The 16,995-nt window shown below is 67.3% G+C and carries 17 protein-coding genes, 1 other RNA gene and 2 pseudogenes; 5 read left to right on the top strand and 15 right to left on the bottom strand.

Annotated elements, in window-relative coordinates; genetic code table 11:
* Positions 1-164: 164 nt before the first annotated feature.
* The 3 genes from ACQ86G_RS25405 to rpsU all read right to left on the bottom strand — a co-directional run bounded on the left by ACQ86G_RS25405 (position 165) and on the right by rpsU (position 1,379).
* A complete protein-coding gene (locus ACQ86G_RS25405) occupies positions 165-506 on the bottom strand; it encodes a TIGR01244 family sulfur transferase (protein WP_088407477.1) in 342 nt (113 codons plus the stop codon).
* A 38-nt stretch (positions 507-544) separates the two neighbouring features.
* Positions 545-991, bottom strand: coding sequence for a GatB/YqeY domain-containing protein (locus tag ACQ86G_RS25400; protein ID WP_431257884.1), 447 nt, complete (start codon positions 989-991; stop codon positions 545-547).
* A 175-nt stretch (positions 992-1,166) separates the two neighbouring features.
* Complete coding sequence (rpsU, locus tag ACQ86G_RS25395; RefSeq protein WP_012346814.1) at positions 1,167-1,379, bottom strand: 30S ribosomal protein S21; 213 nt, start codon at positions 1,377-1,379, stop codon at positions 1,167-1,169.
* A gap of 458 nt (positions 1,380-1,837) precedes the next feature.
* Here rpsU and ACQ86G_RS25390 point away from each other — a divergent pair, with 458 nt between their 5' ends.
* The gene (locus ACQ86G_RS25390) at positions 1,838-2,857 is read left to right on the top strand and encodes a GGDEF domain-containing protein (protein ID WP_431257883.1); all 1,020 of its coding nucleotides are present in this window, start codon (positions 1,838-1,840) and stop codon (positions 2,855-2,857) included.
* A gap of 33 nt (positions 2,858-2,890) precedes the next feature.
* Here ACQ86G_RS25390 and ACQ86G_RS25385 read toward each other — a convergent pair whose 3' ends face one another.
* The 8 genes from ACQ86G_RS25385 to ACQ86G_RS25350 all read right to left on the bottom strand — a co-directional run bounded on the left by ACQ86G_RS25385 (position 2,891) and on the right by ACQ86G_RS25350 (position 8,474).
* Positions 2,891-3,328, bottom strand: a complete 438-nt coding sequence (locus tag ACQ86G_RS25385; RefSeq protein ID WP_431261493.1) for an EVE domain-containing protein — start codon at positions 3,326-3,328, stop codon at positions 2,891-2,893.
* 136 nt (positions 3,329-3,464) lie between these two features.
* Positions 3,465-3,645, bottom strand: a non-coding RNA gene (ssrS, locus tag ACQ86G_RS25380) — 6S RNA.
* A 29-nt stretch (positions 3,646-3,674) separates the two neighbouring features.
* Entirely contained in the window at positions 3,675-4,019 is a 345-nt protein-coding gene (locus ACQ86G_RS25375; RefSeq protein WP_431257882.1) for a cell division protein ZapA, read from the bottom strand.
* Positions 4,016-4,270, bottom strand: a complete 255-nt coding sequence (zapB, locus tag ACQ86G_RS25370) for a cell division protein ZapB (protein ID WP_431257881.1) — start codon at positions 4,268-4,270, stop codon at positions 4,016-4,018. Before zapB ends, ACQ86G_RS25375 begins: the two co-directional genes overlap by 4 nt.
* Positions 4,271-4,317: 47 nt before the next feature.
* A complete protein-coding gene (gene nth, locus ACQ86G_RS25365) occupies positions 4,318-4,956 on the bottom strand; it encodes an endonuclease III (protein WP_431257880.1) in 639 nt (212 codons plus the stop codon).
* A gap of 46 nt (positions 4,957-5,002) precedes the next feature.
* Positions 5,003-5,701, bottom strand: a complete 699-nt coding sequence (gene rsxB / locus ACQ86G_RS25360; RefSeq protein WP_431257879.1) for an electron transport complex subunit RsxB — start codon at positions 5,699-5,701, stop codon at positions 5,003-5,005.
* Complete coding sequence (locus tag ACQ86G_RS25355) at positions 5,698-7,020, bottom strand: polyhydroxyalkanoate depolymerase (RefSeq protein WP_431257878.1); 1,323 nt, start codon at positions 7,018-7,020, stop codon at positions 5,698-5,700. Before ACQ86G_RS25355 ends, rsxB begins: the two co-directional genes overlap by 4 nt.
* 251 nt (positions 7,021-7,271) lie before the next feature.
* Positions 7,272-8,474 carry an amino acid aminotransferase gene (locus ACQ86G_RS25350; RefSeq protein WP_431257877.1) on the bottom strand — a complete coding sequence of 401 codons (1,203 nt, stop codon included), beginning with the start codon at positions 8,472-8,474 and terminating at the stop codon, positions 7,272-7,274.
* Between the two features lie 324 nt (positions 8,475-8,798).
* Between ACQ86G_RS25350 and uvrB the strand changes: the two genes are divergently transcribed.
* A complete protein-coding gene (gene uvrB, locus ACQ86G_RS25345; RefSeq protein ID WP_431257876.1) occupies positions 8,799-10,772 on the top strand; it encodes an excinuclease ABC subunit UvrB in 1,974 nt (657 codons plus the stop codon).
* A 116-nt stretch (positions 10,773-10,888) separates the two neighbouring features.
* Here uvrB and ACQ86G_RS25340 read toward each other — a convergent pair whose 3' ends face one another.
* The 3 genes from ACQ86G_RS25340 to ACQ86G_RS25330 form a co-directional block, all read right to left on the bottom strand.
* Positions 10,889-12,592, bottom strand: a complete 1,704-nt coding sequence (locus ACQ86G_RS25340; protein ID WP_431257875.1) for a rhodanese-like domain-containing protein — start codon at positions 12,590-12,592, stop codon at positions 10,889-10,891.
* A gap of 68 nt (positions 12,593-12,660) precedes the next feature.
* Entirely contained in the window at positions 12,661-13,638 is a 978-nt protein-coding gene (locus ACQ86G_RS25335) for an aliphatic sulfonate ABC transporter substrate-binding protein (RefSeq protein WP_431257874.1), read from the bottom strand.
* Between the two features lie 106 nt (positions 13,639-13,744).
* Positions 13,745-14,650: a LysR substrate-binding domain-containing protein gene (locus ACQ86G_RS25330; protein WP_431257873.1), complete on the bottom strand. Its 906-nt coding sequence runs from the start codon at positions 14,648-14,650 to the stop codon at positions 13,745-13,747.
* Between the two features lie 132 nt (positions 14,651-14,782).
* On the opposite strand from ACQ86G_RS25330, the gene ACQ86G_RS25325 reads away from it, so the two are divergent.
* Entirely contained in the window at positions 14,783-15,196 is a 414-nt protein-coding gene (locus ACQ86G_RS25325) for a RidA family protein (RefSeq protein ID WP_431257872.1), read from the top strand.
* A 1-nt stretch (position 15,197) separates the two neighbouring features.
* A pseudogene (locus ACQ86G_RS25320) lies at positions 15,198-16,297 on the top strand (NADH:flavin oxidoreductase).
* Here the strand turns inward: ACQ86G_RS25320 and ACQ86G_RS25315 are convergent.
* Positions 16,230-16,406: a hypothetical protein gene (locus ACQ86G_RS25315; protein WP_431261553.1), complete on the bottom strand. Its 177-nt coding sequence runs from the start codon at positions 16,404-16,406 to the stop codon at positions 16,230-16,232. The pseudogene ACQ86G_RS25320 and the gene ACQ86G_RS25315 overlap by 68 nt on opposite strands.
* A gap of 64 nt (positions 16,407-16,470) precedes the next feature.
* Between ACQ86G_RS25315 and ACQ86G_RS25310 the strand changes: the two are divergent.
* Positions 16,471-16,934: pseudogene (locus tag ACQ86G_RS25310) on the top strand (low molecular weight protein-tyrosine-phosphatase).
* The last annotated feature ends 61 nt before the right edge of the window (positions 16,935-16,995 follow it).

Here is a 16,995-nt window from a genome sequence, read left to right as displayed (position 1 = left end):
GAAAGCCCCGACATGCCACGAACGGAGCGTTGATCGAGGCGACCGCGGGCCCTTTCCTCCATCTCCCTCCTTTGCTTGCCTCCCGGCAAGCAAATTCCCTCCTTAAGTTCCGGAAAGGGCCCCCGGTCGCCTCGATCCGAGGCACCGAGGGGCTCGTCGTCGGATCAGAGTTGGGTGGCGGCGGCGAAGAGACGCGTGGAACGCGCGCCGGAGCGGCAGAACGCCAGCACGGGCGTCGGCACTTCATCGAGCAGCGCGCGCATGGCGGCAATCTCTTCCGGCGACTGGTAGCCGCCTTGCACCGGCAGGTGGTGATAAACCAGTCCCGCAGCTTCAGCAGCGGCACGAATCTGCTCGCTGGTGGGCTGATCGGGGCCATGCTCGAAATCAGGCCGGTTGTTGATCACCGACTTGAAGCCGGCTTCCGCCAGCGCAGCCATCGCTTCCGGCGTCAGCTGCGGCGCGACGCAGAAATCGGGTGTCAATTGTTGGACGGTCAGTTCCATCGCGGACTCCTGTCTTGAATCGGGGACGAGGAGGGCGTTCAGCCCGCCAGCGCCGCCTTCACTGCGGCCGAGACCAGACCCATGTCGGCCTTGCCTGCCAGCTTGCCCTTCACGGCACCCATCACCTTGCCCATGTCGGCCGGACCCTTGGCGCCCAGCTCGGCCACGATGGCGGCGACTTCAGCCTTGATCTCGGCCTCGCTCAGGCGCTGCGGCAGATAGACCTCCAGCACCTTCAGTTCGGCGGTTTCCTTGTCGGCCAGATCCATGCGGCCGGCGGCCGTGAACTGGCTGATCGAGTCCTTGCGCTGCTTGATCAGCTTGTCGACGATGCCCACCAGCATCACGTCGTCCACCTCGACGCGCTCGTCCACTTCCTTCTGCTTCACCGCGGCCAGCAACAGGCGGATCGTGCCCAGACGTTCGCTGTCCTTGGCGCGCATCGCCGTCTTCATGTCTTCGGTGATCTGTTCCTTCAGGCTCATGAGGGCTCCTTGATTCGTGGTCTCGAGGGAGAGGTGGGAGAGGGGAGAGATGTCGTAATGTCGCGCAGAAACAGAAAAGCCCGCGGCAGCGTCCTGCGCGGGCTTTCTGTGCTGTTCCGGCGGTGGAGACCGTCAGTGGACGGGTCCCCGGTGCCGAAGCGGTCCGATCAGACGATCAGTACAGCTTCTTGGGCAGCTGCATGCTGCGCACGCGCTTGTAGTGACGCTTGACGGCCGCAGCCTTCTTGCGCTTGCGCTCGGCAGTCGGCTTCTCGTAGAACTCGCGGGCGCGCAGCTCGGTGAGCAGGCCCAGCTTTTCGATCGTGCGCTTGAAGCGGCGCAGGGCCACGTCGAACGGCTCGTTTTCTTTGACGCGAATGGTGGTCATGAAATTCCTTCAAATAGCGCTCGGTGTTCGCGAGGAAGGACTTGCCTTCGAAGCGGAGTATCCGGATTCCACTTCCGAATCGACGCGCAGGGTTTGCCAGCAAAACGAGGATTCTAGCCTTATTTTTGACCGTTCGCCACCTACCTCGGCGCAACGGTGCGGCGGCGTACACGCGACCTGATCCCGATGCGGGTGTCCCCTATGGCAGCCCCATGGGTGTCCTGCAAAAAGGATGTGACATTTTCACGCCTTGTCCCCGCAGGAGCGCAGGCCCGCCTCTCTGGGCGAAGTGCATCGCTCTCGGTGCGAGCCAGGGCAAGCTAGGATGCCGCACCCCAAGCTTAGGGGAGTGGCGCCTCTGTCCCGTCGACGGCACTTGCCCCGGCGACGGACGCCCATCTACATTCGATCCACCACCATTCGACCGCGAGGGGCCGCCCCCTGGCCTGGCCCGACCCATGGAATTACAAGCCGCCGCGATGCCCGCGCCTGCCAGTTTCGATGCCTGGCTGGAGTCGTCGGGAACGCCCCAGGCGCCCGTTGCGGCCGGCTTGCTCAGCCTGCTGGAGCCGACGGGTGCCTGCCTGACCGTGAAGTCGATGGCCACGGGGCGGTATGTCTTCGCCAGTCCCGGCATGAGCGAGCTCTTCGGCCGCGCGGAGGCGGGGATCGTCGGCGCAGCCGATGCCGAGCTGATGCGCGGCGACGAAGTGCAGGCGATGCGCCGCTCTGAACAGGCCACGCTGGCCCAGCGTGGCGTCGTGAGTTCCGAGCATCGGCTCGAGATCGGCGGACGCCGTCGCGAGTTCATGGTCATGCGCGTGCCGCTCGGCGCGGAGCACGTGATGGCGCTGTGGAGCGACAAGACCGAGGAGCGTCACCGCGAGACGCACCTGCAGCGCGCGCTGCAGCAGCTCGAGCAGCAGCAGAAATCGCTGGAACAGATGCGCCGTGAGCTGCAGCAGGGCAGCGGACGCGACGAGGTCTCGGGCCTTTACATGCGGGCGCAGTTCGATGATCAGTTGCTGCGCGAGATCGATCTCTCGACCCGCGAGCATCGCGAGTTCACGCTGGTGCTGATCGCGTTGGATCCGGTGGCGCCGGAGGCCGGTCTGGGCGAGGAGGCCCGTCAGCGCCTGCTGGAAGGCCTGGGGCGCATGCTGCGCGCCAACACCCGTGCGATGGACGCGGCCTGCCGCATCGGCGACGACCTGTTTGCCGTGCTGCTGTCGGGCGTCGGCCTCGCGACCGCCCACGCGCGGATGGAGCAGCTTCGGCGCCAGTGCCATGCCCAGATCGTCGTGCTGCACGGGCAGGACATCGGCCTGTCGCTGTCGATGGGCGTGGCGAGCTTCCCTCACACCGCCTCCCGCCAGGAGGAACTGCTGGGCGCCGCCGAGATGGCGGTCAAGGAAGCGCAGCGACGCGGGGGCAACCAGGTCGTGCTGGCGTCGATCCCGTTCGGAATGGGCGGCTGAGGCCTCGGCGAGGCCTCGGGGTGCACGCGCCGGTCAGGCGAGCAGCTTGAGCAGGTGCTGCCACTCCGCCGGCGTCACCGGCGTGATCGACAGCCGGTTGCCCGGCTGCAGCGTACGCATGTCGGCGAGCGCCGGGTCGCGTTTCATCGCCGCCAGGCTCAGCAGGCGCGTCTTGCGCACGAAGCGCACATCGACGTGCTGCCAGCGCGGTGCCTCGCGCCTGGACTTCGGATCGAAGTAGTGGCTTGCCGGATCGAACTGGGTCTCGTCCGGATAGGCGGGGCTACTGACCTCGGCGAAGCCGGCGATGCCCGGTTCGGGGCATGACGAGTGATAGAACAGCACGCCGTCGCCGATGCGCATCTGGTCGCGCATGAAGTTGCGGGCCTGGTAGTTGCGCACGCCGGTCCAGGGAAGCTCGCCGGCGGCCTCCAGATGATCGATCGAGGCTTCGTCCGGTTCGGACTTCATCAGCCAGTATTGGAGGGAGGCGTGCGGGGTGGTGCTCAAGGCGGAATCCTCACGACGATGGTCGCGGCGACCGATGCACTCGCCGACCATGAAAAAACCGCGCGTGATGAAAAGATCAGGCGCGGTTTCGGGAAGAGGTGTCCACGGCGAACCGTGAGCCGCATTCCTGAACCCTAGGGGTACAGGTGGGCGAGGTCAGCAGGGCTTCGGGTTCATCTGACGCGAGACGCTCACACCAGCTCTGCAATGTTCCAAGCCCTTGCTCGCGAAAGCATCGGTTCAAGGAAATATAAAACTCACGCGAACGCAGTGGACAGGATGGATTCTACGCGCCGCGATCACCCGATCACAGCAGTTGCCCGTCTTGGACAAGGGCTTCATCGAGTCGCTTCATCAGCGTTTCAAGATCGGGTATGGCGCCGTCGACGGCGACCCCGCGCGCGTCATCGGTCGTTGCATCGGTTGCATCGCCCGTGGCGACGGCATTTGCCGTGGATTCGGTGAGCGAATAAGCAAGATTCAGGGCTGCGAGCACGGCGATCCGCTCGCGCGCCTTGATGCGGCCGGCATCGCGGATGGCGCACATTTCCTTGTCGACACGGCCCACCGCCTTCTGCAGCGCGGCTTCGCCGCCTTCAGGGCAGCCGAGCAGGTAGCTCTGGCCCATGATCGTGACTTCCATTTGCTTCATGCGCCGGTCTTTCGAGGATCTGAGGGTTCGCCACCGTCGCCGCTCTCGAGGAGGTCCGCCGCCTCCAGCGGCAGCCGGTCCAGCAGGGCATCGACGCGCGCACGCGCCGCGGCCAGTCTGGAGCGCAGGCTGTCGCGCTCCAGCGTGAGTGCCTGGACCTGTTGTTCGAGCAGGCCGTTCGTGCGCTTGAGTTCTTCGTGACGCACCAGCAGGCGCTCGACGCGGTCGACTAGGTCGTTGATGCTGGACATGGTTTCCCTGACGGATGAACGCGCAGATTGTAGAGGGCGGGATTTGCTCAACGCGCCGCAGCCATCGGCGCGCTGTCACATTGCGCGACAACGGCGCAGCGCTCGCACAGCGGCCGCCGCGCCTGGCAGACGTAGCGGCCGTGGAGGATGAGCCAATGGTGCGCGTCGACGAGGAATTCGTCAGGCACCCGCTTGAGCAGTTGCTGTTCGACTTCCAGCACGTTCTTGCCGGGCGCCAGGCCGGTGCGGTTGCCGACGCGGAAGATGTGCGTGTCGACCGCCATCGTCGCTTCGCCGAAGGCGACGTTGAGCACCACGTTCGCCGTCTTGCGCCCGACCCCGGGCAGGGACTCCAGCGCTTCGCGGCTCTGCGGCACGGCACCGCCGTACTGTTCGACGAGGATGCGGCAGGTCGCGTACAGGTTCTTCGCCTTGGTCTTGTACAGACCGATCGTCTTGATGAACTCGGCGAGCCGCTCTTCACCGAGGTCCAGGATCTTCTGCGGGGTGTTGGCGACGACGAACAGCCGTCTCGTCGCCTTGTTGACGCCGACGTCGGTGGCCTGCGCGGACAGCAGCACCGCGGCGAGCAGTTCGAAGACGCTGGCGTATTCCAGCTCCGTTTGCGGCGACGGATTGGCGCGGCGGAGGATCTCGAAGAATTCGCGGACTTGCGTTTGATTCATGGCGAGCAGCAATGGCTGGCGATGGAAAGGGGAGGCGGCGTTGCGCTCAAGCGCCGCGCTTGGCGCGCGCCCGCGCGAGCGCGGCTTCGATGACGGCGCGCTTGCGGTCGATCTGCGCGGCGTCGGTGAGTCGCGTCTCCTCTTCGAGGTGATCGAGCTTGTGCTGCGCCTTGGCTTCGAGGCGCGCGTCGTGCTCGCGCAGGTCGCGCGCGACGCGGATCTCGTGCCAGCGGTAACGCTCGCGGGCACGTTCCGCCTGCGGTGCGCTCCATGCGGACCAGCCGCTGCGTCCGGGCGTGACGTCGGTCAGCGAGATGCAGTCGACCGGGCACACCGGAATGCAGAGTTCGCAGCCGGTGCAGTCGGCGTCGATGACGACGTGCATCTGCTTGTTGGTGCCGACGATCGCGTCGACCGGGCAGGCCTTGATGCACAGCGTGCAGCCGATGCACCAGCCTTCGTCGATGACCGCCAGGCGGCGAGGGCCTTCGATGCCGTTGTCGGGATTGAGCGGCAGCGGCTCGCGCGCGGTGAGGGCGGCCAACCGGGAGATCCCTTCAGCGCCGCCGGGCGGGCACTGGTTGATGGCGGCCTCGCCCCGCGCGATCGCGTGGGCATACGAGTGGCAGTCGGGATAGCCGCAGCGCGTGCATTGCGTCTGCGGCAGGGCCAGGTTCAGGCGTTCGACGAGATCGTCGAACGTGGCGGAGGTCGGTTCGGCGGAGGCGGAAGCGGCGGGGTTCACTCGGTCGGCTTGCGCGACCGGCGTGCCGCTGCCGGACGGGCGGCGGCACGCTTGGCCGCGGCGGGCTTGTGCAACGGGGCCGCATCGTACTTCGCAATGAAGTCGCGGATCACCGGATAGACCTTCTCGCGCCAGCGGCGGCCCGAGAAGATGCCGTAGTGGCCCGCACCGACCGCGTCGTAATGGGCCTGATCCTTGGCGCCGATGCCGCTGCACAGCTCATGCGCCGCCTTGGTCTGGCCGGCGCCCGAGATGTCGTCCAGCTCGCCCTCGACCGTCAGCAGCGCCGTCTGGGTGATGTCCTGCGGACGCACCAGATCGCCGCCCACTTCCCAGGTCCCGTTCACCAGCGCGAAGTCCTGGAACACCGTCTTGATCGTGTCCAGGTAGTACTCCGCCGGCATGTCCAGCACGGCGTTGTACTCGTCGTAGAAGCGCCGGTGGGCGTCGACGCTGTCGTCGTCGCCGCGGACCAGGTCCAGGAAGTAGTCGTAGTGCGAGCTCAGGTGGCGGTCCGGATTCATCGCCACGAAGCCGGTGTGCTGCAGGAAGCCCGGATAGACCTCGCGGCCCGCGCCCGGGAAATTGGTGGGAACGCGGTAGATCACGTTGTTCTCGAACCAGCTGTAGCTCTTGTTCATCGCCAGGTTGTTGACGGCCGTCGGGCTGCGGCGGGCGTCGATCGGACCGCCCATCATCGTCATCGAACGCGGCGTGGTCTCGCCCTTGGACGCCATCAGCGAGATCGCGGCCAGCACCGGCACGGTCGGCTGGCAGACCGAGATCACATGGCAGTCCTCGCCGACGTGGCGGATGAAGTCCTGGACGTAGTAGATGTAGTCGTCGAGGTGGAAGGCACCGGCCTCGAGCGGCACCATGCGGGCGTCGGTCCAGTCGGTGATGTAGACCTTGTGGTCCTTCAGCAGTTGCTTGACGGTGTCGCGCAGCAGCGTGCTGTGATGGCCGGACAGCGGCGCCACGACCAGCACCGTCGGCTGCGCCTTCATCTTGGCCAGCACGGCGGGGTCGTCGGTGTAGCGCTTGAAGCGCAGCAGGCGGCAGAACGGCTGCTCCAGCGACACGAGTTCCTGGACCGCGACGTCGACACCGTCGACCTCGACGCTGTTGATCTCGAACTCCGGCTTCTCGTATTCCTTGGCCAGGCGGTGCATCAGATCGAGGCCCGCGGACATCCGGTGCGACAGCGGGGTATGGGCGAAGGGCGACAGCGGATGGCTGTACAGCTTGGCCGTGGCGCTGGCGAATTCGGAGAACGGGCTCAGCAGCGCGCGTTGGGTTTCATAAAGCTGGTAGAGCATCTGGCGAACCTCTCGAGGGGGAGTGAGGCGAAGGCTGGCACCCGTTGTGCAATGCAGCAATTCTAGTGCCCGGCCTCTTGCAGTGTGTGTCGCCGGTGTTCCGTGCAGGGCGAGAGGAGGGCCTTCGAAGCGTCCCATTTCGCCATAAATGCGCAGGGCCGGCCCGCTTACGGCGGGTCCGGCCCTGTGTTCGAAAGCCGATCGTGCGATCAGCGCATCGAAGTGTGGTGTCGGCAGGAAGATCCGGGGGATCAGGCCTTCTTCACGGCGGCGATCGCGGCGGCGACCGGCTTCAGGTTCTTGCTGTTCAGCGCGGCGACACAGATCCGGCCCGAATCGACACCATAGACGCCGAACTCGGAGCGCAGGCGCTGCATCTGCTCGGCGGACAGGCCGCTGTAGCTGAACATGCCCTTCTGGCGGGTGACGTAGCTCAGGTCGTCGGTGATGCCGGCGGCCTTCAGTTCGGTCACGAGCGCCTCACGCATCTGCTTGATGCGCACGCGCATGCCGGCGAGTTCCTCTTCCCACTGGGCGCGCAGTGCCGGGGTCGACAGCACGGTGGCCACGACCTGCGCGCCGTGCGTCGGCGGGTTGGAGTAGTTGGTCCGGATGACGATCTTGAGCTGGCTCAGGACCTTGACCGTCTCCTCGGCGGAGGCGCAGACCACGCTCAGCGCGCCGACGCGCTCGCCGTAGAGCGAGAAGCTCTTGGAGAAGCTGGTCGACACGAAGAAGTCCAGGCCGGCGGCCAGGAACTGCTGGATCACGGCGCCGTCCTCGGCGATGCCTTCGCCGAAGCCCTGGTAGGCCATGTCGAGGAAGGCGACGAGGTGCTTGGCCTTGACGGTCTCGACCACCTGCGCCCACTGCGCGGGCGTCAGGTCGTAGCCGGTGGGGTTGTGGCAGCAGGCGTGCAGGACGACGACCGTGCCGGCCGGCGCGGCGTTGAGCGCCGACAGCATGCCGTCGAAGTTGATCCCGCGATTGGCGGCGTCGTAGTAGGGGTAGGTCTCGACCGGGAAGCCGGCGTTGGTGAACAGCGCGCGGTGGTTTTCCCAGGACGGGTCCGAGATCAGCACCGTGGCGCCCGGGTTCAGGCGCTTGAGGAAGTCTGCGCCGATCTTCAGGCCGCCGGTGCCGCCGATGGCCTGCACGGTGGCCACGCGCTTGCTCTTGAGCACCTCGCTGTCGGCGCCGAAGACCAGGCCCTGGACCGCCAAGTCATAGGCGGCGATGCCGTCGATGGGCAGGTAACCGCGCGGCTTGGGGGCGGCCTGCATCTGCGCTTCCGCCGCGGCCACGCAGGCCAGCAGCGGCAGCTTGCCGTTGTCGTCGTAGTAGACGCCGACGCCCAGGTTGACCTTGCCGGGATTCGGGTCGGCGTTGAATTGCTCGTTCAGACCCAGGATGGGGTCGCGAGGGGCCATGGCGACGGCGGCGAACAAGGACATGGAGGCTTTCCTGACAAACGGTGGAGAGGACTGCGCTACGCTGTCGCGTCCTGACGCCCGAGGCGCCTCCTGAGCGCCCAGCGAAGCCCGCCGATTGTAGGCAGGGAACATGCGTTGCCCCTGGGAAACCCTGATGAGCCGTTCTACCGTCGCCAAGCCTGAAACCTCCGTCGCCAAGGGGAGAAACCTGCCCCGCCAGAGGCGGACGACGCCGGCGCGGGCGAGCCGCCGAAGGGCGAATTCGTCTCTTTCGAAGGCTCTCCCTTCCAGCTCTTCCAGCCGTACCCGCCCGCGGGCGACCAGCCGACGGCCATCCAGGCGCTGGTGGACGGCGTCAACGACGGCGAAAGCTTCCAGACGCTGCTGGGCGTGACGGGCTCGGGCAAGACCTTCACGATGGCCAACACGATCGCGCGTCTCGGACGCCCGGCGATCGTCTTCGCGCCCAACAAGACCCTGGCGGCGCAGCTGTACAGCGAGTTCCGAGAGTTCTTCCCCAAGAACGCCGTCGAGTACTTCGTCAGCTACTACGACTACTACCAGCCCGAGGCCTACGTCCCTCAGCGTGACCTGTTCATCGAGAAGGACAGCGCGATCAACGAGCAGATCGAGCAGTTGAGACTGTCCTGCACGAAGAGCCTGCTGGAGCGGCGCGACGTGGTGATCGTGGCGTCGGTGTCGGCGATCTACGGCATCGGCAACCCGAGCGACTACCACCAGATGGTGATGACGCTGCGGGTGGGCGACAAGGTCGGCCAGCGCGACGTGATCCAGCAGCTGGCGCGCATGCAGTACACGCGCAACGAGATGGAATTCACCCGCGGCCACTTCCGCGTGCGCGGCGACACGATCGACGTGTTCCCGGCGGAGCACTCGGAGCTGGCGCTGCGGATCGAGCTCTTCGACGACGAGGTCGAGGGGCTGGTGCTCTTCGATCCGCTGACCGGCCAGATCCGGCAGAAGATCCCGCGTTTCACCGTCTATCCGTCGAGCCACTACGTGACCCCGCGCGACCGCGTGGTCGCCGCGATCGAGACGATCAAGGAGGAGTTGCGCGAGCGCGTCGCCTTCTTCATCAAGGAGGGCAAGCTCGTCGAGGCGCAGCGGCTGGAGCAGCGCACGCGCTTCGACCTGGAAATGCTCCAGGAGGTCGGCCACTGCAAGGGCATCGAGAACTACACGCGCCACCTGTCGCAGGCCGCGCCGGGTGATCCACCGCCGACGCTGGTGGATTACCTGCCGCCGGACGCGCTGATGTTCCTGGACGAAAGCCATGTGCTGATCGGCCAGTTCGGCGGCATGTACAACGGCGACCGGGCGCGCAAGAGCACACTGGTCGAGTACGGCTTCAGACTGCCGTCGGCCATGGACAACCGGCCGCTGAAGTTCGAGGAGTACGAGCGCAAGATGCGCCAGGCCATCTTCGTCAGCGCGACGCCGGGCGAGTACGAGAAGCGTCAGGCCGGCAACGTGGTCGAGCAACTGGTGAGACCGACGGGCCTGGTGGATCCGATCGTCGAGGTGAGACCGGCCGTGCATCAGGTCGACGACGTGCTGCAGGAGATCCGCGATCGCGTCGAGATCCACGAGCGCGTGCTGATCACGACGTTGACCAAGCGCATGGCCGAACAGCTGACCGAGTACCTCAGCGACAACGGCGTGAAGGTGCGCTACCTGCACTCGGACATCGACACGGTCGAGCGGGTGGAGATCCTGCGCGACCTGCGGCTCGGGACCTTCGACGTGCTGGTGGGCATCAACCTGCTGCGCGAGGGCCTGGACATCCCCGAGGTGTCGCTGGTGGCGATCCTGGACGCGGACAAGGAAGGTTTCCTGCGCGCGGAACGCAGCCTGATCCAGACCATCGGGCGGGCCGCGCGGAACGTGAACGGCAAGGCGATCCTCTATGCGGACCGCATGACCGAATCGATGAAGAAGGCCATCGGCGAAACCGAACGCCGGCGCGCCAAGCAGGTCGAGTTCAACGCCGCCAACGGCATCACGCCACGCGGCGTGGTCAAGCGCATCCGCGACCTGATCGACGGCGTCTACAGCGACAAGCCGGGACGCGACGACGCGAAGGTCATCCACGACGCGGCCGAGGTCGAGGCGTTGAGCGAGAAGGACCTGAGCAAGCGCATCACCCAGCTGGAGAAGCAGATGCTGGAACACGCGCGCAACCTGGAGTTCGAGAAGGCCGCGCGGCTGCGCGACCAGCTGTCCCAGCTCAAGGAACAGGCGTTCGGCGCGGCCGTGCACGACAACGTCGTGCCGATCACGGCCGGCAAGGGGAAGTAAGGCGCTTCCGGCCGAAGTCCCTCGACTTCGATCGGCCAGGCGCGGGCTCTCCACGGGGCATGGGGCGCCCCTCCAGGGACCCCAGGCCCCATTCCGGCCCCACGGAGGCCCGTTGACTACGGGTTCGCCGTCGTGGCGTCGGTGTCGATCACACGGAAGAAGTGCGTGCCGTCGCGGTCGAGCTGCGCCAACAGCCCGAACTCCCAGTCGAGGTAGGCCTGCATCGCGTCGCGCGCGTGGTTCGTCCCCTCGTAAGGACGGCGATAGCGGTCGTCGCGCGGGAAGGCCAGGCGCGGATTGGCGGATTCGATCGGCAGACCCGCGTCGTACCACGCTGTCGTGCCGCCCTCGAGCACGAGCAACTCCCGACCCTCTGACGCGAGTTCCGCCGCGAGATCCGCCGCCACGAAGCGCGGCAGCACGCCCAGGTTGCCGGTGAGCACGACGCGACGCGCGTGCGGGATCACGTTCCGGAGCGCGTCCGCGAGCCGGGCCCGCGGACTCCACCAGGCGCCCGGAATGTGGCGGACGATGTAGGTGATGCTGGGCGCCACGTCGACGACGACGGTGTCGGGCTGTTCCCGATCCGCCTCTTCGGCGCGCCAGCGGGCAAGCTCCGCGGGCGTGATCGTTGCGACCGTCGGCGAGAGCGGCTGCGGCGGCAGGTCGGGACCGGTCTCGGTATGAGCGGCGGCGTCGGGCGGCAGCACGGCGACCTCCCAGCCCATCTGAGCGAGCCACGCCGCCGCCATCGGCGCCCGGACGCCGTCGTCGTCCGCCAGCACGACGCGCGCGCCGCGCACGGGCACATGATGGTCGGTCTCCTGCACGAGTTGTCCGCCCGGCGCGTTGCGGAAGCCGGGGCGGTGGCCCCGACCGTATTCGGCGGCGCTGCGGACGTCGAAGCGATAGGTCGTGCGCCGTGCATCGGCCAGCCACTCGGCGAGGACCGAGGCGTCGATGCGCTGAACATGTGCTCGGCGGGCGAGGGCTGCCGCGCCGTCTCTTGCAGCGGTCAGATCGCCGACCGGCACGTCCTCATGGGAGCGGCCCTGACCCTGCGCCAGCGTGAGGCCGGCGAGCGTCCATCCGATCGTGCCGTTGCGCAGCGCCGCGACGGGGTTCGGCACGCCGGCGTCGATCAGCGACTGCGCGCCGATCAGGCTGCGGGTGCGGCCGGCGCAGTGCACGACGATCGTCGTCGCCGGATCCGGCGCGAGGTCTCGTGCGCGACGCACCAGCTCGCCGCCCGGCGTGCTGATCGAGCCGGGCAGGCTCATGGTGCGGTACTCATCGAAGCGTCGGGCGTCGAGCAGCACGATGTCGTCGCGACGCGCCAGACGCTCCTGGACCTCTTCCGCCGGCAACGACGGCGTATGCCGACGCGCCTCGACCAGTTCGCCGAAAGCCTTGCTCGGGACGTTGACGTCGCGGAAGAGCTCCAGGCCGTCGTCGTGCCACGCGCTCAGGCCGCCGGCCAGCAGTGCGACATCGGTGTAGCCGAGCGATTGCAGTTTGCGCGCCGACGGCGCCGCGACGCCTTCGCCGTCGTCATAGACGACGATGGGCACGTCGCGGCGGGGCAGTCGGCCCCAGGCGTCGAGTTCCAGGCGCGAGGCTGCGAGATTGGCGGCCCACAGCGGATGGGCCTCGGCGTAGGCGGCTTCCTCGCGCACATCGAGCAGTGCGATCTCCACGCGCGCCAGCAGCGCGGCGCGGACATCGGCGGGCGTGCGGGTCGGCAGCGGCGCGGGGTGCTTCGGGGTCGGCGGACGGGGCAGCCCTTGGACGGCCCCCGCATCGGAATTCAAGACGGACATGGCATGGCTCCTGGCGATCGGACCGGGACGGTGCGGGTCGGGCATCGGTTCGGGTGGCGGGGCGCGGTTCAAGCCGGGCGCCAGACAGGCGATTCCTGGACGGCGACGCGTCGCGGCAGGATCTGCGCGCCGGTGAAGGCGTCGGCGATGCGCTGCTGCTCGGACAGCGATTCCGTGTCGACGGGGCGGACCGCATACGTGCGACGCTCGTTGGCGGCGGCGACGATGGACGGGTCGAGACCGAGCACCGGCGCATGCCAGTCGGCCGCGGCGGCGGGGTTCTTCTTCACCCACTCGCCGGCGCGCTGGAGTTCGTCGTAGACGCGCTGGAGCACCTCGGGATTCTGCTGCGCGAACGAGGTGGCCGCGAGATAGAAGCGCCGGTAGGCCGCGATGCGCGTGCCGTCGACCAGGATGCGGGCGCCGGACTGGCGCTGCACGGCGGCCAGGAACGGATCCCAGACGACCCAGGCGGCGATGGCGCCGTTCTCGAAGGCCGAGCGGCCGTCGGCGGGATTGAGGTAGGCGGGCTCGATGTCCTTGATGGACAGGCCGGCCTGGTTCAGCGCTTCCAGCAGCAGGTAATGCGCGCCGGCGCCCTTGGCGAAGCCGATCTTCTTGCCTTTCAGCTGGGCGACGCTGGTGATCGGCGAGTCCTTGCGGACCACGATGGCCTGCGCGGTGGGCGAGGGCGTCTCGATCGCGTAATAGGTCAGCTTGGCGCCGGCGGCCAGCGCGAAGGGCGGGACGGCGTCGGCCACGTCCGCGCTCAGGTCGAGCGCGCCGATGTTGAGCGCCTCCAGCAGCGGCAGCCCGGAGGTGAACTCATGCCAGCTGACGGTGACCTGCTGCGGCGCGAGCGCCTTCTCCAGGATGCCGCGCGATTTCAGGAACAGCGTCAGCGTGCTGGACTTCTGGTAGCCGATGCGCAGGGTCTTGGCGTCGGCGGCGAGCGCCGGGAGCGTGGGCAGTGCGCTGGCGCCCGCGAGGGCGGCGGCCTGAGCCAGCCATTGGCGGCGGGAGGACGAAACGGCGGAGGAGGACATGGCGGGGGAGCTCGCAATCACGAGGAAACGGGAGATCACCGCAGCCTAGGGATCCTCGTCATGACCTGGAACGAAGCAAAGCGAGGATCGATAAACGCCACCGGCGTCAGGCAATTGCGGCAGGTGCGGCAGGTGCGGTCTGCGCCTTCAGCCACGCCACGACGGCCTCCGCGCTGTCGGACGGCCGGCGTTCCTTGCTGACGGCCACGTGGTAGGTGTGCCCGGTGATCACCGGGCCGAAAGGCTGGACGAGGTGCCCGGCCGCCAGTTCGTCGGCAATCAGCGCCTGACTGACCAAGGCCACGCCGTGGCCGGCAACCGCCGCCTGGATGGCATGCCCTTCGTCAGAGAAGCGCAACTGGCCGGCCGTGGACAGCCCCTCGATGCCGGCCGCGGCAAGCCAGCGCTCCCACGTCGGGTTTTCCGGCTGCGCGCGCTTCCAGTCGAAATGGATCAGCGGCACCCGCGCCAGGTCGGCGATGGATTGCACCGCCAATCGAGGATTCGTCACCGGCGCAAAGTGATCCGTGAACAGCGGCTCGACCGTGAGCCCGGGGTAGGGTCCTCGTCCATAACGGATGGCGATGTCCACCGCCGTGGAGCGCAGGTCGACCACGTCATCCGAGGCCTGCAATTGCAGGTCGATGCCCGGCTGCAGGCGGCGGAAGTCCGCCATTCGCGGCACCAGCCATTTCACCGTGAAGGCGTTCGTCGCCGAGATCGCCACCTGCGGTCGGCGCCGAGGCTGCGACAAGCGCTCAAGCGCCGACTGGAACGCGTCGAGTCCATCCCGCAGCACGGGATAGAGCTGCGCACCGGCCTCGGTGAGCGTCACCCGCCGCACCTGGCGCTCGAACAGCGCGACGCCGCTGAGGGCTTCCAGGCCACGGATCTGGTGACTGATCGCCGTCGGCGTGACGGCGAGTTCTTCGGCGGCGGCCTTGAAGCTGCCCAGTCGTGCAGCGGCCTCGAAGGCGCGCAGCGCTGAAAGCGGAAGCGACCGTCGGTCCATGCGTACGCCCTATGGATGAGATTGGTTCATCTTACGCCTGACAATTGAACCTTTGTCGCGCCTCGTTGCCCTCCCTATCGTTCTCCCACGGACGGCACATCGTCATCCGAAACGAATGAGAGGAATGCAACCATGATGGAACGCGTCATCACGAACCCCGATCCCTATGAACCCTTCCTGCTGTCGCAGGGCATCAAGGTGGGCGGTCTTCTGTTCATCTCCGGCCAGGCGGGGGCGGGCGAAGACGGCAAGATCGTCCGGGGCGGCTTCCTCGCGCAGGGCGAGCAGGCCTTCGCGAACCTGCGCCGGGCGCTCGAAGCCGGCGGCTCGAGCTTGAAGCACGTCATCAAGGTCACCATCTTCGTGACCGACATGGGGCACTTCGAAGATGTCGTGACCCTGCGCCGCAAGTTCTTCTCGGCGCCGTATCCGGCCGACACGATCGCGGAGATCAAGGCGCTCTACACGCCGGACGCAATGATCGAGATCGAAGCGATCGCTGCGGTGGCAGGCGCTCCCGCCGTCGCCGACGCTCAGGAGCGCTGAGATGGCCGTATCGAGCCTGTTCTCTCCGACTGCACTGGGGCCGCTCCAGATCGCCAACCGGATGGCCGTTGCGCCGATGACGCGTGTCAGCGCGCTGGCGGACGGCCGGGCGACACCCCGGATGGCCGAGTACTACGCCGAATTCGCCGCGGGCGGCTTCGGTCTCGTGATCACGGAAGGGATCTATACCGATCGGGCGTTCGCGCAGGGGTATTTCCATCAGCCTGGATTGGCGGATGAGGCGCATCGCGACGCTTGGCGGCCGATCGTCGACCGCGTCCATGCGGCGGGCGGAAAGATCGTCGCCCAGTTGATGCATGCGGGAGCGATCTCGCAAGGGAACCCGCATCGGGCGCCAGCGAAGGGGCCGTCGGCGATCCAGCCGGCGGCCGCGCAGATGTCCTTCTATCGCGGAGAAGGGCCGTATCGGATGCCGGAGTCGATGTCGGCTGAAGAGGTCGCAGAGGCGCTCGACGGTTTCGCGAGCGCCGCAGCGCGGGCTCGAGAAGCGGGCTTCGATGGCGTGGAGATCCACGGCGCGAATGGCTACCTGCTCGACCAGTTCCTCACCGAACACACGAATCAGCGGTCGGACGGCTACGGCGGCGATCTGAGGAGACGCTTGAGGCTGGGCGTCGACACGATCCAGGCGGTCCGCCGCGCGGTAGGGGGGACTTCGCCGTGGGCTATCGGGTGTCGCAAGGCAAGGTCAACGATTTCGCGCACAAGTGGCGCGGCGGCGAGGCGGACGCGGCGACCGTGTTCCGCACGCTGTCGGCGACGCCGATCGATTACCTCCACACGACGGAGTTCGAAGCCTGGCAGCCTGCCTTCGGCGAGGGACCGAGCCTGGCGTCGCTGGCGCGGCGCCACGGCTCGGTGCCGGTGATCGCGAACGGCTCGCTGCATGACGCAGACCGGGCGGTCGACATGCTCGATCGCGGGGAGGCGACCGTGATCGCGCTGGGTCGCGGTGCGCTGACGCATGCGGACTGGCCGCGTCGCGTCCGTGAGGGCCTCCCGGTGGAGGCGTTCAATCGCGCGCTGCTGTCGCCGATCGCGGATCTGGCGAACGCGGATCGGCTGCGTCCTGGGCGCTGACGGCCTTGTCCTCCAAGGCCCACGCCAGCAGCGCAGCGGTTTTCTCGTCGCCGAGGTCGATCAACTGCAAGCGGGCGACGCGGATGGTTTCGATTTGCGTGAGGCTCATGGCAGCTTTCCAAAGGTTGGGAACGGTGGAAGGGCAAATCCCGGGCCAAGCCACAATACCCCTCATGGCTGCCGAGCTCTCCATCCTCTTTGTTTGCACTGGAAACATCTGTCGCTCGCCGACCGCGGAAGGTGTGCTCCGCCATCAACTGACGGCCTTGGGTCTGGCGGACCGCGTGCATGTCGACTCCGCCGGCGTCCAAGGCTGGCATGCCGGCGAGGCGCCTGACGAACGCTCCCAAGACCACGCCCTAAGAGGGGCTATGAGCTTGGCGATCAACGGGCGCGCGCGCTTCGCACCGATGATTTCGAGCGCTTCGATCTGCTGATCGCCATGGACTGCGGCCATCTGCGCGAACTCCGCCGCCGCTGCCCTGCTGCGCTGCAGCACCGGATTTCCCTGCTTCCGGGGGAGATCGAGGTACCAGATCCTTATTACGGCGGTGCCGACGGCTTCGAGCAGGTGCTCGATCTGCTGGAGTCCGGATGCGGTCATCTGGCCCGGATCGCGGCCAGCCGCCTGGCCTGAACAGACCCCCTCGACCCCTGTCCGGGGTAACCCGAGCAAGCTTCTTCTTAATTGAGTAAAA

Origin of the sequence: Roseateles chitinivorans, from assembly GCF_050632145.1 — a bacterium.
GTDB classification, from domain to species: Bacteria; Pseudomonadota; Gammaproteobacteria; order Burkholderiales; family Burkholderiaceae_C; genus Roseateles; species Roseateles chitinivorans_B.
This window is presented reverse-complemented; position numbering and strand designations above follow the sequence as displayed.

Bases quoted from the DNA above. Each gene is read 5' to 3' on its own strand.
- ACQ86G_RS25400 (WP_431257884.1), bottom strand. From the start codon at position 991: ATGAGCCTGAAGGAACAGATCACCGAAGACATGAAGACGGCGATGCGC.
- ACQ86G_RS25325 (WP_431257872.1), top strand. From the start codon at position 14,783: ATGATGGAACGCGTCATCACGAACCCCGATCCCTATGAACCCTTCCTG.
- ACQ86G_RS25405 (WP_088407477.1), bottom strand. From the start codon at position 506: ATGGAACTGACCGTCCAACAATTGACACCCGATTTCTGCGTCGCGCCG.
- ACQ86G_RS25335 (WP_431257874.1), bottom strand. From the start codon at position 13,638: ATGTCCTCCTCCGCCGTTTCGTCCTCCCGCCGCCAATGGCTGGCTCAG.
- ACQ86G_RS25390 (WP_431257883.1), top strand. From the start codon at position 1,838: ATGGAATTACAAGCCGCCGCGATGCCCGCGCCTGCCAGTTTCGATGCC.
- ACQ86G_RS25330 (WP_431257873.1), bottom strand. From the start codon at position 14,650: ATGGACCGACGGTCGCTTCCGCTTTCAGCGCTGCGCGCCTTCGAGGCC.
- nth (WP_431257880.1), bottom strand. From the start codon at position 4,956: ATGAATCAAACGCAAGTCCGCGAATTCTTCGAGATCCTCCGCCGCGCC.
- ACQ86G_RS25355 (WP_431257878.1), bottom strand. From the start codon at position 7,020: ATGCTCTACCAGCTTTATGAAACCCAACGCGCGCTGCTGAGCCCGTTC.
- ACQ86G_RS25375 (WP_431257882.1), bottom strand. From the start codon at position 4,019: ATGAAGCAAATGGAAGTCACGATCATGGGCCAGAGCTACCTGCTCGGC.
- ACQ86G_RS25340 (WP_431257875.1), bottom strand. From the start codon at position 12,592: ATGTCCGTCTTGAATTCCGATGCGGGGGCCGTCCAAGGGCTGCCCCGT.
- ACQ86G_RS25385 (WP_431261493.1), bottom strand. From the start codon at position 3,328: ATGAAGTCCGAACCGGACGAAGCCTCGATCGATCATCTGGAGGCCGCC.
- ACQ86G_RS25350 (WP_431257877.1), bottom strand. From the start codon at position 8,474: ATGTCCTTGTTCGCCGCCGTCGCCATGGCCCCTCGCGACCCCATCCTG.
- rpsU (WP_012346814.1), bottom strand. From the start codon at position 1,379: ATGACCACCATTCGCGTCAAAGAAAACGAGCCGTTCGACGTGGCCCTG.
- zapB (WP_431257881.1), bottom strand. From the start codon at position 4,270: ATGTCCAGCATCAACGACCTAGTCGACCGCGTCGAGCGCCTGCTGGTG.
- ACQ86G_RS25315 (WP_431261553.1), bottom strand. From the start codon at position 16,406: ATGAGCCTCACGCAAATCGAAACCATCCGCGTCGCCCGCTTGCAGTTG.